The following is a 13,007-nucleotide window of genomic DNA, read 5'->3' on the forward strand; positions in this document are numbered from 1 at the left end:
TGTTGTAAAGTTTGTGTTAATTGGCATTGAATTTGTATTAAATAATGCTCTCAAGGAAGGGATGGAGTATGCAACGTTGTGTTTTACGAAACACTGACAAGCATGCGAAGAGCTAGTTTTATGGCTCTCAGCTTAAATAAAGTTAAACGCTTTCTTGTGAGAATGTTTAACTGAAATGTAGTGTAAAAACACTGCTTTCAGGACAACTAATACATGTTTATATATAAAAAAAATAACATTGGGCTTTTACTTAGCTTGCTAATGCTTTTATTTGGTACAGCATGCAGCGTCTCGCCTGAAATAAAAACCATTGATGAACAACCTCAAAGTAACTCGCCTGACTACGTATCAATTACAGCCCTTGAACTTGCTCAGCTAAAAGATGCCGCAATGCAGTGGCAACAAGCTCGTGAAGGCATAGAGCGAATTTTAAGATTAGAAAAAGAAATAACTTACCTCGTAAATCATATTGATATTATAAACAGCAAAGCTATTGCGCAGTCTAATCAAGGGTACAGCAGCAAGTCTGTACGCTCACCACGAAACACACGCAATGTTAAGTCACGCCAACAAGCTAAACAAAACTACAGTGATAAAAAACAAACTGTAAAATTAAATACACCTAAACATGTATTTGCTTTGCAAGTAGCTTCGGTTGACTCCGAGCAAGGTGTGGCTAAAGCATGGCAAGAGCTAAATGCTAAAGCAGCGCCGTTGTTTAGAGACAAAATATTGACTAACGTAGAAACCGCCAAAATAAACGACAAAATGTTTTACAGGCTGAAACTTGGCTCTTACCAAAACTTTAAAAATGCAAAAGCAGACTGTGACGTATTCAAACTGTACAAACTCGATTGCATAGTAAGTAACTACACTGATAAGCCAGTAAAGCTTTAGCGCACAGCATGTAATATCAATCTACAATAATACCTAATCAATTTGAAGGATTAGACCTGACGCTAACTTCGCTAATAATTTTTGATATACGACGGCATGTATGCCGGAGTTAGAGCAATGCAGCAACAATTAGTGATACCAACTAAATGATGAAATTTTGCCTTGTTATCGATATGGCTTTTCTTACCTCAAAATAGACTACTTAATTAAAAAGTTGCTATAAAGTGGCGCAAAATTTGCTTTGATTTATTATCTTGGTTAGTAGAGTGCATTTTGCAATGCGGTATTTTAAGTCTTGTCATTTAATATCAGTTTTATTCTTATCTTTTTATTTATATGGATGTAGCAGCGCAACTGTAAATAACGAGAGCGTGCAGCATTCTTTAATTACTGATAAACAAGTAAAAGAGTATGTTTCGCAGTGGCACTTACAGCAAGAAAGCATTGGTCGTTTAACTGCTATGGAAGATGATTTACAGCTGTTAATTATGGCGTTATCGTCTCGAAGTGAATTAACTGAAAACCCTCCTTTACTCATGCAAAATAAAACCGATATCACCTATGGTAATCAGCCTTCACAGAATTTGGAACCGACGGCACTAAATAACACTCCCGAAGTAAAAACACCAAACTTACAAAATTCAGAACTCACCTTAACAGATGAAACTAAAATTGGAGCACAGCTTGGTTGGTATTTAAAGCCAGAGCTTGTTAAAGCAAGAGTCGAAAGGCTTAAGCAATTATACCCCAGTGCATTTACTCAATTTAATTTTACTATGTTTGAACGTAAAAATAATAATATGACTTTGTATGGATTACGTGTAGGTCCATTTAAAAACGATGCTCAAGTAAGTGCGTTTTGTTATTTAGCTAATCAGCTTGATCAAGCATGTAATATTGCTGCTTTTGTCGGAAAGCCAATATAATTAATAAATTAGGCCTTTTAAACTTATATAGTATTAAAGTATTTGTACTAATAGTCGATACTAACTATAGTTGGGCAAATATTTGATAAAGCCCATTTTCTTATAAGGATTTAGCATGAAGTTTTATTTATCTGCATTAGCTGTAGCCACCGTGGTCAGCTCGTTTAGCACTTATGCTGCTACAGAGTCATTTGAAGCGAAAGTAACGGTACAAAATGCTGTAGTACTCACAAAAGATAACGATTTAAATTTTGGTACTATTCGTGCTATTTCAGATCCTACAGGCAATCTGCAAGCTACGCTTACAATTAATCCTGATCCTGATGCAACTAATGTTACCTCGCAAGACGACGCTGCTGGTAATGTGGCAACTATATCAATAATTGAAGGTGGTGAAGCGGGTGCTTTTAGTGTGTCAGATGTAGTACCAAATTCTATTTTAACCATTAGCGACCCAGTAAATACTTTAGTACAACCTTTAGCTGGTCAAGGGTTGAATGAACCTGATTTTACTGTAGGTACTTGGACTTACTTTATAACGAGCGGTACTAATGCTGGTGGATTATATACAAGTGCTACGCCCAACCTACAGGCTGGTGTTGATGGCGCTGTATCATTTAATATAGGCGCGACTCTTTCTACTTCATCAAACGCATCAAGTGTGGATTACCCTGATGGTGAGTATTCTGGTAGCTTTAATATTGAAGTGTCATATTAATTAGTGTTTAAACAAACAATGCGCTTTTTGTATGTTTCTGCTTGGCTTTCGTTAATGTTTAGCGAGCAAGCCTATAGCGCAAGCATACAACAAGAAGCGCTTAATTTTGGCACTTTAGTTATCCCTCAAAATAATACCTTAAGCTCTATAACCATTAGCCATGAAGGTGAAACAACCACATTTGGTAATATTTACGTATTAACTGAGGGTAATCCCGCAGAACTTTTATTTACCGATTTACCTCCCCTTACTCAAATATCGTTTAACAAAACGAGTGACTCTACATTGCAAAGTGAAGCACTAGGAGCTAATAGTGCCAAGTTTTCGGTTGTATTAGTAGATTTACCAAGAACGCAAACTAGCGATGAGTTTGGAGAGCTTTTACTCAAAGTAGGTGGCCGTTTAATAACGACAGGGACTAGCCAAAGTTACTTAGATGGTAGTTTTATTACTGACACCCAATTAGAAATTACGATTGATTACTAAAGGAAAAACATGCTTTATAAAGTTGTAGTGCTGCTCGCACTGAGTGTATGTATTTTAGGAAAAAATGCATACGCAAATTTACTTATCTCTCCAACCCGTATTAGTTTTGATGAACGCCAACGAACCGCTAAAGTTACAGTAATTAATACAGGTGATGAATATCAAACATATCGTGTTTTATGGAGTGAGAAGCAAGCGCAACCTAGCGGTGGCTACATACAGTTGGCAGAGGCTACAAGCGAAAGTTTAAGTTCAATGGCACGTTTGTCACCAAAACAAATGCGTTTAGCACCTGGTGAAAAACAAACAGTAAAAATAGCAATACGTAAACCTAAAGGCCTAGCTTCTGGTGAGTACCGCTCTCATCTTCTATTTCAAGCATTGCCTGGTGAAAATACTAATAAAACAAGCTCAATAAAAGTTAATATGATTATGAGCTACAGCATTCCTATTTTGTTACGTAAAGACATGAAACAGCCAGAAGTTGCCATAGAGCAAGCTCAACTAGTGCTAAATGAAAGCAATCAACGTCCTCAGTTTTTATTGAATATAAAACGAGAAGGTAAGTTTAGTAGCTACGGTAAATTAAGTGCTTACTTTGTTGATAGCAATAACGAGCAAGTTAAAATTGCAGAAATTGGTAATTTAAGTATTTATCCAGAAGTGGATAATGCGTTTGTAACCCTTAGTTTATTTAGTGACAAAAATTTAGATAAAACAGGAAAAGTCATTTTTAAATATGAAGGCAGTCAAGAATATAAAGACCTTACATTTGCACAATACACTCTGCCTTTAACTTCACAATCACTTAATGTTTTAACAGTGAATGACGCTAAATAATTTATTGTATGCACTATTACTAAGCATAAGTAGTTTGCTTAGTAATAGTGTAATCGCTAATCCTAATTCTTCCGTAGGGGATGCTTTAACAACACTACGCGCAATTGAACTAAAGCTAACTAAGCCCGTTGAAGTAATTGATTATAAAAACAAAGAAAATCAGCAACAGCGAATCGCCACAGGCGAGTTATTAATACTTTCGCTTTATTTAAACTCATACTACTTAGGTGAAGTTGCAGCAATTAAAAGCGAGCAAAGTGTACAAGTTAGTTTAAGCGACTTATTTGACATTCTACAATTTGCAATGAATGTTGATGCTAGCAATCGAATTGCTCAAGGTGTTGGAGCAAATCAACAACCTCTTTTTCTAAATGCAGCGGTTACACCCGCTGTATTTACTAGTCCTACACAGAGCTACTTATTAGCAAAAAATCAAATTACCATTGAAGATGATATTTATGTAGATATTCAAAGTTTACATAATGCTTTAAATCTAGAGTTTAATATTGATTACCCAGATTTAGAATTACTTATAAGCTCAGAGAGCCCCTTACCGGTTGAACAACAAAGATACAGACAGTCGCGCAACCTTAAATCACCTAACAAAAGATCGCCACCTACGCTGCCATGGAAAGCTAGCCCATATAAAGCGCTATCTTCTCCGGTTGCCGACTTACAACTAAATTTTACCGCGAGCGATGATAGGCATTCTACGAACTATTCACTTTTAGGCACTCAAGACTTTGCGTATTTATCTGCAGAGTATTTTTTGTCTGGACGAAGTACTGACTTACTTACCAACTCTAGGTTAACGTTTACAAAGCAAAACTTAGACAAAGAAATAAAAAACGGCTTCATGCCTACTGAAATATCTTTTGGTGATGTTATCGCCACGCAAGTTGGTAATAGCTACAGTAGTCAGTATGCCCGAGGTGTTAAAGTTTCTAATAATGTAACCAATAGAAAAATAGTCAATAATCAAATTAACTTAAGCGGTGCTATACAGCCAGGTTGGGATGTAGAGCTGTATCGTAATGAAATATTAATAGACCAGCAGCTTAGCCTCGCAGATGGGCGTTATATTTTTGATAATATAAACCTATTATTTGGAGCTAATAATTTTGAGCTTATTTTTTATGGGCCTCAAGGTCAAGTTGAGCGTAAAAGTGATTATTACTTTGTGGACGGAAATCAACTTAAGCAGGGACAAGGTAACTATGAATTGTCGGTTACTGAACAAGGCAAGCAGTTACTAAATAACAATGTTTCAAGCTCGCAGGGGCAGGGTTGGCAAATTGCGGGTAGATATGAGCAAGGGCTTACAGATAATATATCTGTATACACTGCTACATCAGGTCAAAAAAATACAGATGACGATCTACTTAAGTATGCATTTGGTACCAACATAAGCTTATTTGACCGATTATTATTAAATGCGAATGTTGAAAAAAATAATAACAATGAACAAGAATTTGAATTTACAGCCCGAACTCAAATTGCCGAACAATCACTACTTTTTAGCGCTACAAATCGTACCGACGAACAGCAGCAAGATTTTAACAGCTACCAAATAAATTTAGCTGGTGGGCTAATGAATAATACCTATGGACGCCTTTCTTATCAAAATAACGTCCTATATGACGATAGTGATATTAGAGGGCGTTTTAAACAAGTACGCAACCAGTTCAACTACTCATATTCAGGATTTGCACTAAGTAACCAATTGCTGTGGCAACAAGACGATAGCTCTAAGAGTACTTTTGGAACAACACGTTTTCAAAAGCGCTTTGGGAGAACCTACACAAGGTTTGGTATAGATTATAGTATATCGCCAGTAAGTGAGCTTGTTAGTTACGAGGCTGAGTTTAGCCGCAACTTGGGCCGAGATTTACAAGCGGAACTTACTTTAACTGATTCACTTCGTAATAATATTCAATCGGCCGAATTAGGGCTCAATTGGCAAAGCGACAAGTTTAGTTTAACGAGTAACTTAAACTACAACAGTAACGATGATTGGCGGCTCGGTATTTATAGCCGTTTTAGCTTAGGTTTTGATGTTGAACACAATACATATTTTGTCTCTAAGCGCAGCTTAACTAACACGGGTAGCTTAATGTTACGCGTATTCTTAGATCAAAATAATAACGGTATTATGGATGATGATGAGCACGGCGTTGCCGGCGTAAAAGTAAAAGGCGTTCACAATTATCGTCAAGCAATTACAGACGAACACGGCGTTGCGCTATTAACTTCAATGCCAGCAAATCGTACAACAGATATAATACTTGATAGAAATAGTTTTGAAGATCCGTTTTTAATACCAGCTAACGAGGGTTTTTCTATTACCCCAAGGGCTGGTTTTGTAGAGTATATGGACTTCGCATTAAATAATGCCAGTGAAGTGGAGGGAGTTGTTTATCAACAAAAAGGTGATACAACACAGATCCAACCCTTTGCAAATATAGCGCTGTTGAATGAGAAAGGGGATCAAGTTGCACAAACTCAAGCAGCATATGATGGCTATTATTTATTTACAGACCTTAAACCGGGGCAGTATAAAGCAGTAATTGATGATGAATATAAACAACGCAAGCAGCTAAAAAACACTCAAAATATAACAGTTAATTTATCGCCTCAAGGAGATGTAGTAATGGGCGTTGATTTAACGTTAAAGGCGCTCAGTGCAACAACTGGAAGCATTGCCAATGCAGGAAGTTTTAGTTCGTTAAATATCTTAAAAATTTATTACCGTTTAATAGCACCACGAATAGAGCAGCAAGAAGCTTTTTATATGCATGATAAAGCTAAAAATAAATTTATTTTAGCCTTAGCGTACGCAACAAACAGTTCGCCAGAGCTTATTTCTGTATGCGACTCAGTAAAAGCGCAAGGATTAAAGTGTGTTGTTGAAACACATAAAATACTCCATTAAAGGAATTAGGATGAAAAGAGTTCAATGTATATTTTTAATCAGTGCAATGTTGCTAAGTTATGGTTGTGCGAATAATAAAGCAATTGATGGTAGTGCTACTCAGACCAACGTAACTGACGAAAAAAGCTACGTAAAAATAACAAAGCAAGAACTTGAAACTTTAAAAATAAGCTCCCAGCAGTGGCAAAATATGAAGCCAGAACTTGCGCGTTTATTACTTATTGAAGAAGACTTAAGCTTACTAATATTGCAACTCAATACAATTGCAAAAGAAAATGAGCAGAAAAACGCACCAGTAATAAAAGCAGAAATAGTTAATAGCAACACAATTAATTGCTCCAATTTACAAGTAACAAAACCAGTTGATCCTAAATTTGCTTTACAAGTGCTTTCAATAACGCAAAAAGAACAACTCTCTTTAGCTTTTAGGCAACTTCAAAAAAAGCTTCCTAGCTTACTAGGCGATAATTTTGTGATGAATGTTGAAACAATAAATGTAAAAGGAGTTATGTATAACCGCTTAAAGCTAGGCGCATACATAGACAAAAAAAACGCTATGGGTGACTGTCAAAAATTAAAGAGCCAAAATATAAATTGTTTAGTTAGTTATTACGTAGATCAGCCCTTTACCGCACAATAGCTAAGTCGGCATACAAATTGCTTCATCCTCAGTATGTTTTGAAGAGGATGGCAATTATGCGCCTTTTACTGCCTTTATTATTTTTAAATTTAGCTGCTTGTAACTTGGTGCCGCCGCCAGAACCAAGTGTGCCTACAGATGCACCTAAAGCAGCCATGGCTCCTTTTGCGGTTAATGACTATGTAGTTAATTTAACGTCGCAACTTAACCACCTAAACGGAGCATTAAATGCTAATGCACGTGTTGGCGTTAGTAGCTTCTTTTATGCAGATGCACTAGATACAAAATTAGTGACAGGGCAAGCCTCAGGCTTAAGTCAGCAGATCCAAGAAAGTCTGCTTACACAATTTACTCAACTGGGTTATCACACCGTTGAGTACAGACTTGGGAATAACCTCTCTTTATCAGAAAACTCAGACAGTATTTTAAGTCGCGATTTAAGTAAATTACGTAATCGCCAAAATATTGACTTAGTTATCACAGGAACAGTGACTCGTCAGCAGCATGCATACATAGTTAATGCACGACTTGTGAATATAGAAAATAAACAGGTGCTCTCTGCGGGAAGTACCGAGATCCCAATTAATGTAATGTGGGGCAATGAGAAAATTCAGCAGCGTGACGGACTTTTATACCGAAGCGAATACTAATTTGGAGCACAAAATGAAAAACCTATTAATTACATTATGCTTACCACTGGGCTTTGGTTGCTCTCAAATACTAGGCACAATGAATACAGACACCGCAACACCACAAAGTGAGCAAAGCAACCAACTGGTGAGTAACCAACGCGACGTTGCAGCACCTGTTTCTGACGATAACTTATTTCAGTCAGGAATGGCTCCACAAGATAACTACACAAAAGCAACACCGCCAATGCGCAAAAATATTAACCATTATGTGCGCGGCATAATGCAAGACATGGTTGAAAACTTACAGTACGTAAGTGAACAAACACCGTTAGCTGTTTCGAGTTTTATTTTTTTAGATGAAGACTACAACGATGGTAGCTTACTAGGAAACCAAATTGCAGAAAGCTTCATGCATGAATTACACAGCTTTGGTGTACCCGTTATTGATTTTAAAACAACTGATTATATGCGTGTTACCTCAACAGGCGACTTTGTATTTAGTCGCGACTATTTAGAGCTAAATCAAGATCAAAACTTTAAGTATGTACTAGCCGGTACACTTGTAAACCATCAAGGTGGTGTACTTGTTAATGCACGTATTGTTGGGCTAGAAAGTAAGGCCGTGGTAGGTTCTGCACAAGGGTTTATTCCACAGTCGGTTGTTGATGCGCTTAATAGTAGCTATCGCACTGATGGCATAATGTTAAAACAAGCAAGCAAGTGAGATAATTATGTATAGTAAATTATTTAACCGCTTTATCATTTTTTTTACTTTAGTTAACTTAGCAGGTTGTGCCTTTACTCAAAATAATGAAAGTGCTGAAATGAATGCATCTTCAACCACACAAGTAAATTATGACTTAGCAAGCATGCTTAAAACAGCCGAGCAAAAATCAACTCAAGATAATGTTAACGGCAATCAATTTACACCACTTAAACACCATAAAACACTTGCTAACTATGTAGAGCAAATGGCGCTTGATTTGGTTGATACGCTTGAGTTTGAAAGTGATACCAACGCCAATATTAATATTGCCGTTACTACCTTGGTCGATCTTGATTCATCGCTTACTAAAAGTAATCAATTGGGTAATCAAATATCTGAGACGTTAATTCATCAGTTACAAAAGTTTGGTTATGGCGTGGTTGATTTTAAAACCACTCAAACAATAGATGTAAATAGTCGTGGTGATTTTGCTTTCTCGCGTGATATTGAAAAGCTTAGCGAAGATCAAATGGCGAGCCATGTATTAGCGGGTACATTAATTTATCGCAGTGATGCTGTTGTTGTAAATACACGTGTAATTAACGCGCATACAAAAAAAATTGTCGCGAGTAGTCGAAAACTAATCCCAATTTATGTACTAAATAAAGAAGATATATACTTATCAAGCAATTAAGTTCAGTTGTCGCTTGATATAAAAAACCAGATGCCGTTATAATTCACACTTCTAAGCACACAGCTTATTTGTGGCCTCTTAGTTAAATGGATATAACGGCCCCCTCCTAAGGGGCAGTTGCAAGTTCGATTCTTGCAGGGGCTACCAATAAAATCAATGAGTTATATTTTAACCTCCCTCCCTTATACTTTGTGTATATCGTATATGTAGTAGTGCTGCACTTTTTAATTAAAGGCGTTTAAAGCTTCTTGCTCACATTTTTCACGCTCTGAAACCATGGCTTCAAAGTCGGCTTGAATTTGTGCTAGAACAGTTGGTGGGTTAAGTCGTTTGATTCTTTTAAATTGAATGCTTTCTTCTTCATCATAGGCGAGTATTGCTAAAGTGATTTTTTCGCGTTCGATACCATTTGAAAATATTCCTTCGGCATCTAATTGTATGAGCACTTTCTCCATTGCTGTAAGCCATTGATGCCAATTATCCATTGCTTCTATATCTGATTGAAACAAATCAATGCTGTCTTCTAGTTTTTGGCACTCTAGAGTTGTTTCATCAAAGTATTCGGAATAATCCTCAAGCATCGGGTAATCCTCAGGGTTCCATTTAGCCATGTAAAAGCTACTTACATCGTTGTTGTACTCTGCTTCAAATACTTTTTTTAAATCCGATAAGGTATTAAACATTGGCAGTAGTGAGTAGCTACCTGTGTGGTAAAAGCCCATTACATAAAGATCGTTACCGTATTTTTGTATAATGTTTTTAAATGCTTTTTTGGTATCTTGATAAAGTGTTTTTTCGAAGTTTTTAGTATCTAACATGAGTTCATTATTTCTTTTATTATTACAGAAATTTATATGGAAAAAGTGAGTGATTAAAACTCACCATACTAAAATAAAATAACCAGAGCTATTATATAACCCTGGTTATTGTAAGTTAATATTAACCATCACTTGTAATTGTATCAATTAATTCACTAAGCACGGCTTCAGATTGACTTGTTTCTACTTGGCAAGTACCTGCATTTAAATGGCCGCCGCCGTATTTAAGGCACAGTTCGCCAACATTGGTGTTTGAACTGCGGTTAGTTATTGATTTACCTATGGCATACACTACGTTTTGTTTTTTAAAGCCCCACATTTTATGAATCGAGATATTGCAGTCGGGGTACATGGCATAAATAACAAATCGGTTTGTGGCGTAAATTGTTTCTTCTTGGGTTAAATCAAGTACCACTAAGTTTTTATGGACGGTAGCGCATTGAGAAATTTGCTCTTTGGCTTTTTCGTTATGCTCGTTATATAAAGCAACACGTTCGGCTACGTCTTCCATTTGTAGGATTTCTTCGATGCTCTGATCTTTACATGCATCAATGAGTTTCATCATTAATTGATAATTTGAAATTTTAAACTCGCGAAAACGGCCAAGGCCTGTTCGCGCATCCATAATAAAGTTCATTAATACCCAGTCGGTCGGGTTTAATATTTCATCTTTTGAAAACTGAGCAGCATCGCCTTTATCTACCGCGTCCATCATTTCAACAGAAATATTTGGAAGTTTTCCAGCGCCGCCATAATAGTCATAAACTACGCGAGCTGCTGATGGGGCTTCTGGGTCAATAATATGATTTTTTATGTCGCTTGAGTTACGTACTGTTTCGCTAAGATGATGATCAAATGCTATGTGACAGCCTGCAACGTAGGGGAGGTTGGTCGTAATGTCGTTTTCGGTAATGTCTATTTTGCCATCTTGCATGTCTTTTGGATGAACAAATAAAATATCATCAATTAGGTCTAAGTCTTTAAGCAATACGGCACAAACTAAGCCATCAAAATCGCTGCGAGTGACTAGTCTAAATTTATTATTGGGCATAGCTATTCCATCTTTTTTAATTGAATTATCAATTAAGTGTAACAGCTAAAATTTTTTTTGAGAGGTCGGCTTAAAAAAATTATAAAAAAAAGCCAAAACGTTAGTTTTGGCTTTTGCTTAGCAAGTTTGTATGTGTGGTAAATAGGCTATGCGCCTGGGCCACATTCCATACATGAATTTACAATATCTGGGCCAAATTTAAGTTTGGCGTTTAAGTCGCGAAGGGCGGTACGTAACCCTTCTTCAATTACTGGGTGGTAAAATGGCATATCAAGCATTTCTGGTACGGTCATTTTGTTTTGTACAGCCCATGCTAGTAAGTGAGCAATGTGTTCGGCTTGTGGGCCAATAAACTCAGCACCTAAAAATAAGCCTGTGCCTTGCTCTGCATATACACGCATATGACCTTTGTTTTTAAGCATTACTCGGCTTCGGCCTTGATTTTCAAAGCTGACTTCGCCTACTTCAAAACAACCGCATGGGCCTAAACGGTCGGTAATTTGCTTGTAGCTTTCGCCGACCATTGCTATTTGTGGGTCGCTAAATACGGCTGCAATTTTTGCTCTACGCAGACCTATTCGTACATCTGGGAAGCGCCCTGCATTTTGACCTGCAATAGCACCTTGGTCTGATGCTTCGTGTAACAATGGGAGCATGTTACTCGCATCGCCTGCTATAAATATGTTTGACTCACCACACTGCATTGTATGTGTGTCTGCGTGCGGTACGCCGCGTTCATCAAGTTCAATGCCTGTGTTTTCAAGGCCTAGTTTATCTACGTTAGGTACTCGGCCTGTGGCTGCAAGTACGTAGTCAAACTGTTCGGTGTGTTTTTCACCTTGTTTGTCGGTGTAAGTTAGCTGTGCTTTATCGCCAACTTGCATCATGTCAGATACGTTTGAGTCGGTATCTACAAAAAATTCTTCAGCAAAAACAGTATTTGCATAGTCTTTTACTACTGGGTCTGTAAGTGGGCCAATTGCGCCGCCTACACCAAATAGTTTTACATTTACGCCTAGTCGGCTAAGTGCTTGGCCAATTTCAAGACCTATTACACCAGGGCCAAATACAGCGACTGATTCTGGTAGGTCATCCCAATCAAATACGTCGTCGTTTATAATAAGTTTGTCGCCAAAGTTATTAAATACGCCGGGGTATGAAGGGCGTGAGCCGGTTGCAATTACAAAGCGTTTTGCTGTAATAATTGTGTGGTCGTCTATTTGTACGCGGTTTGTGTCTAAAAATTTAGCGTAACCACGAATTTTATCACCCTCTGGTAATTCATCTACGGCTTCTACTACGAATCCTGCAAAACGATCTCGTTCACTTTTAACGCGTGCCATAACTGCTTTGCCATCAATAACTGGCTTTGAGCTATGAACACCAAATGCAGGTGCCATTTCAATTGCGTGTGCGGCTTCGGCGGCTGCAATCAATAACTTGCTTGGCATACAACCAACACGTGCACATGTGGTGCCGTATGGGCCTGATTCGATCATTAATACATTTTGTGTGAACTGTTTAGCATTAAGATAAGCACTTAAACCAGCAGTGCCTGCGCCTATAACAACAACATCGGTTTGCAATTCTTTCATAGTATTTTTTCCTCTAATAAATAGGGGCATAAAAGCCCCTATTTTTTACCTACTTACGTTAGGCATTTAATT

13 protein-coding genes and 1 tRNA gene are annotated in these 13,007 nt (G+C 37.4%); 11 read left to right on the plus strand and 3 right to left on the minus strand.

Annotation, left to right across the window (positions count from 1 at the left end):
• Nucleotides 1–213: 213 nt before the first annotated feature.
• The 11 genes from I6E85_RS01725 to I6E85_RS01775 all read left to right on the plus strand — a co-directional run bounded on the left by I6E85_RS01725 (nt 214) and on the right by I6E85_RS01775 (nt 9,618).
• Nucleotides 214–897: an SPOR domain-containing protein gene (locus tag I6E85_RS01725; protein WP_024589988.1), complete on the plus strand. Its 684-nt coding sequence runs from the start codon at nt 214–216 to the stop codon at nt 895–897.
• 371 nt (nt 898–1,268) lie between these two features.
• On the plus strand, nt 1,269–1,823 hold the full coding sequence (locus I6E85_RS01730; protein WP_024589987.1) for an SPOR domain-containing protein: 555 nt from the start codon (nt 1,269–1,271) through the stop codon (nt 1,821–1,823).
• Nucleotides 1,824–1,938: 115 nt separating this feature from the next.
• The gene (locus tag I6E85_RS01735; protein ID WP_024589986.1) at nt 1,939–2,541 is read left to right on the plus strand and encodes a DUF4402 domain-containing protein; all 603 of its coding nucleotides are present in this window, start codon (nt 1,939–1,941) and stop codon (nt 2,539–2,541) included.
• A gap of 3 nt (nt 2,542–2,544) precedes the next feature.
• On the plus strand, nt 2,545–3,027 hold the full coding sequence (locus tag I6E85_RS01740) for a DUF4402 domain-containing protein (RefSeq protein ID WP_024589985.1): 483 nt from the start codon (nt 2,545–2,547) through the stop codon (nt 3,025–3,027).
• A gap of 9 nt (nt 3,028–3,036) precedes the next feature.
• Nucleotides 3,037–3,867 carry a molecular chaperone gene (locus I6E85_RS01745; RefSeq protein ID WP_024589984.1) on the plus strand — a complete coding sequence of 277 codons (831 nt, stop codon included), beginning with the start codon at nt 3,037–3,039 and terminating at the stop codon, nt 3,865–3,867.
• Between the two features lie 34 nt (nt 3,868–3,901).
• Nucleotides 3,902–6,799, plus strand: coding sequence for an MSCRAMM family adhesin SdrC (locus I6E85_RS01750; protein ID WP_225305789.1), 2,898 nt, complete (start codon nt 3,902–3,904; stop codon nt 6,797–6,799).
• A 10-nt stretch (nt 6,800–6,809) separates the two neighbouring features.
• The gene (locus I6E85_RS01755) at nt 6,810–7,439 is read left to right on the plus strand and encodes an SPOR domain-containing protein (protein WP_024589982.1); all 630 of its coding nucleotides are present in this window, start codon (nt 6,810–6,812) and stop codon (nt 7,437–7,439) included.
• A gap of 56 nt (nt 7,440–7,495) precedes the next feature.
• Complete coding sequence (locus I6E85_RS01760) at nt 7,496–8,089, plus strand: FlgO family outer membrane protein (RefSeq protein WP_197236496.1); 594 nt, start codon at nt 7,496–7,498, stop codon at nt 8,087–8,089.
• Between the two features lie 13 nt (nt 8,090–8,102).
• Nucleotides 8,103–8,795 carry a FlgO family outer membrane protein gene (locus I6E85_RS01765; RefSeq protein WP_024589981.1) on the plus strand — a complete coding sequence of 231 codons (693 nt, stop codon included), beginning with the start codon at nt 8,103–8,105 and terminating at the stop codon, nt 8,793–8,795.
• Nucleotides 8,796–8,802: 7 nt separating this feature from the next.
• Nucleotides 8,803–9,471, plus strand: coding sequence for a FlgO family outer membrane protein (locus tag I6E85_RS01770; protein ID WP_024589980.1), 669 nt, complete (start codon nt 8,803–8,805; stop codon nt 9,469–9,471).
• Nucleotides 9,472–9,543: 72 nt separating this feature from the next.
• A tRNA-Arg gene (locus I6E85_RS01775) sits at nt 9,544–9,618 on the plus strand.
• 77 nt (nt 9,619–9,695) lie between these two features.
• On the opposite strand, the gene I6E85_RS01780 is transcribed toward I6E85_RS01775, so the two are convergent.
• From I6E85_RS01780 to I6E85_RS01790, 3 genes are all read right to left on the minus strand, one after another.
• Complete coding sequence (locus tag I6E85_RS01780) at nt 9,696–10,289, minus strand: DUF4303 domain-containing protein (RefSeq protein WP_154903509.1); 594 nt, start codon at nt 10,287–10,289, stop codon at nt 9,696–9,698.
• Nucleotides 10,290–10,410: 121 nt separating this feature from the next.
• Entirely contained in the window at nt 10,411–11,340 is a 930-nt protein-coding gene (locus tag I6E85_RS01785) for an exopolyphosphatase (protein WP_197236497.1), read from the minus strand.
• A 146-nt stretch (nt 11,341–11,486) separates the two neighbouring features.
• Complete coding sequence (locus I6E85_RS01790) at nt 11,487–12,935, minus strand: dihydrolipoyl dehydrogenase (protein WP_154903511.1); 1,449 nt, start codon at nt 12,933–12,935, stop codon at nt 11,487–11,489.
• Nucleotides 12,936–13,007: the final 72 nt, after the last annotated feature.

Origin of the sequence: Pseudoalteromonas sp. NZS71, from assembly GCF_015864715.1 — a bacterium.
In the GTDB taxonomy this organism is placed as follows: domain Bacteria; phylum Pseudomonadota; class Gammaproteobacteria; order Enterobacterales; family Alteromonadaceae; genus Pseudoalteromonas; species Pseudoalteromonas arctica.

Excerpts from the sequence above, each read along its gene's own strand:
- I6E85_RS01725 (WP_024589988.1), top strand. The coding sequence starts at position 214 with ATGTTTATATATAAAAAAAATAACATTGGGCTTTTACTTAGCTTGCTA.
- I6E85_RS01765 (WP_024589981.1), top strand. The coding sequence starts at position 8,103 with ATGAAAAACCTATTAATTACATTATGCTTACCACTGGGCTTTGGTTGC.
- I6E85_RS01770 (WP_024589980.1), top strand. The coding sequence starts at position 8,803 with ATGTATAGTAAATTATTTAACCGCTTTATCATTTTTTTTACTTTAGTT.
- I6E85_RS01735 (WP_024589986.1), top strand. The coding sequence starts at position 1,939 with ATGAAGTTTTATTTATCTGCATTAGCTGTAGCCACCGTGGTCAGCTCG.
- I6E85_RS01785 (WP_197236497.1), bottom strand. The coding sequence starts at position 11,340 with ATGCCCAATAATAAATTTAGACTAGTCACTCGCAGCGATTTTGATGGC.
- I6E85_RS01780 (WP_154903509.1), bottom strand. The coding sequence starts at position 10,289 with ATGTTAGATACTAAAAACTTCGAAAAAACACTTTATCAAGATACCAAA.
- I6E85_RS01790 (WP_154903511.1), bottom strand. The coding sequence starts at position 12,935 with ATGAAAGAATTGCAAACCGATGTTGTTGTTATAGGCGCAGGCACTGCT.
- I6E85_RS01755 (WP_024589982.1), top strand. The coding sequence starts at position 6,810 with ATGAAAAGAGTTCAATGTATATTTTTAATCAGTGCAATGTTGCTAAGT.
- I6E85_RS01760 (WP_197236496.1), top strand. The coding sequence starts at position 7,496 with ATGCGCCTTTTACTGCCTTTATTATTTTTAAATTTAGCTGCTTGTAAC.
- I6E85_RS01745 (WP_024589984.1), top strand. The coding sequence starts at position 3,037 with ATGCTTTATAAAGTTGTAGTGCTGCTCGCACTGAGTGTATGTATTTTA.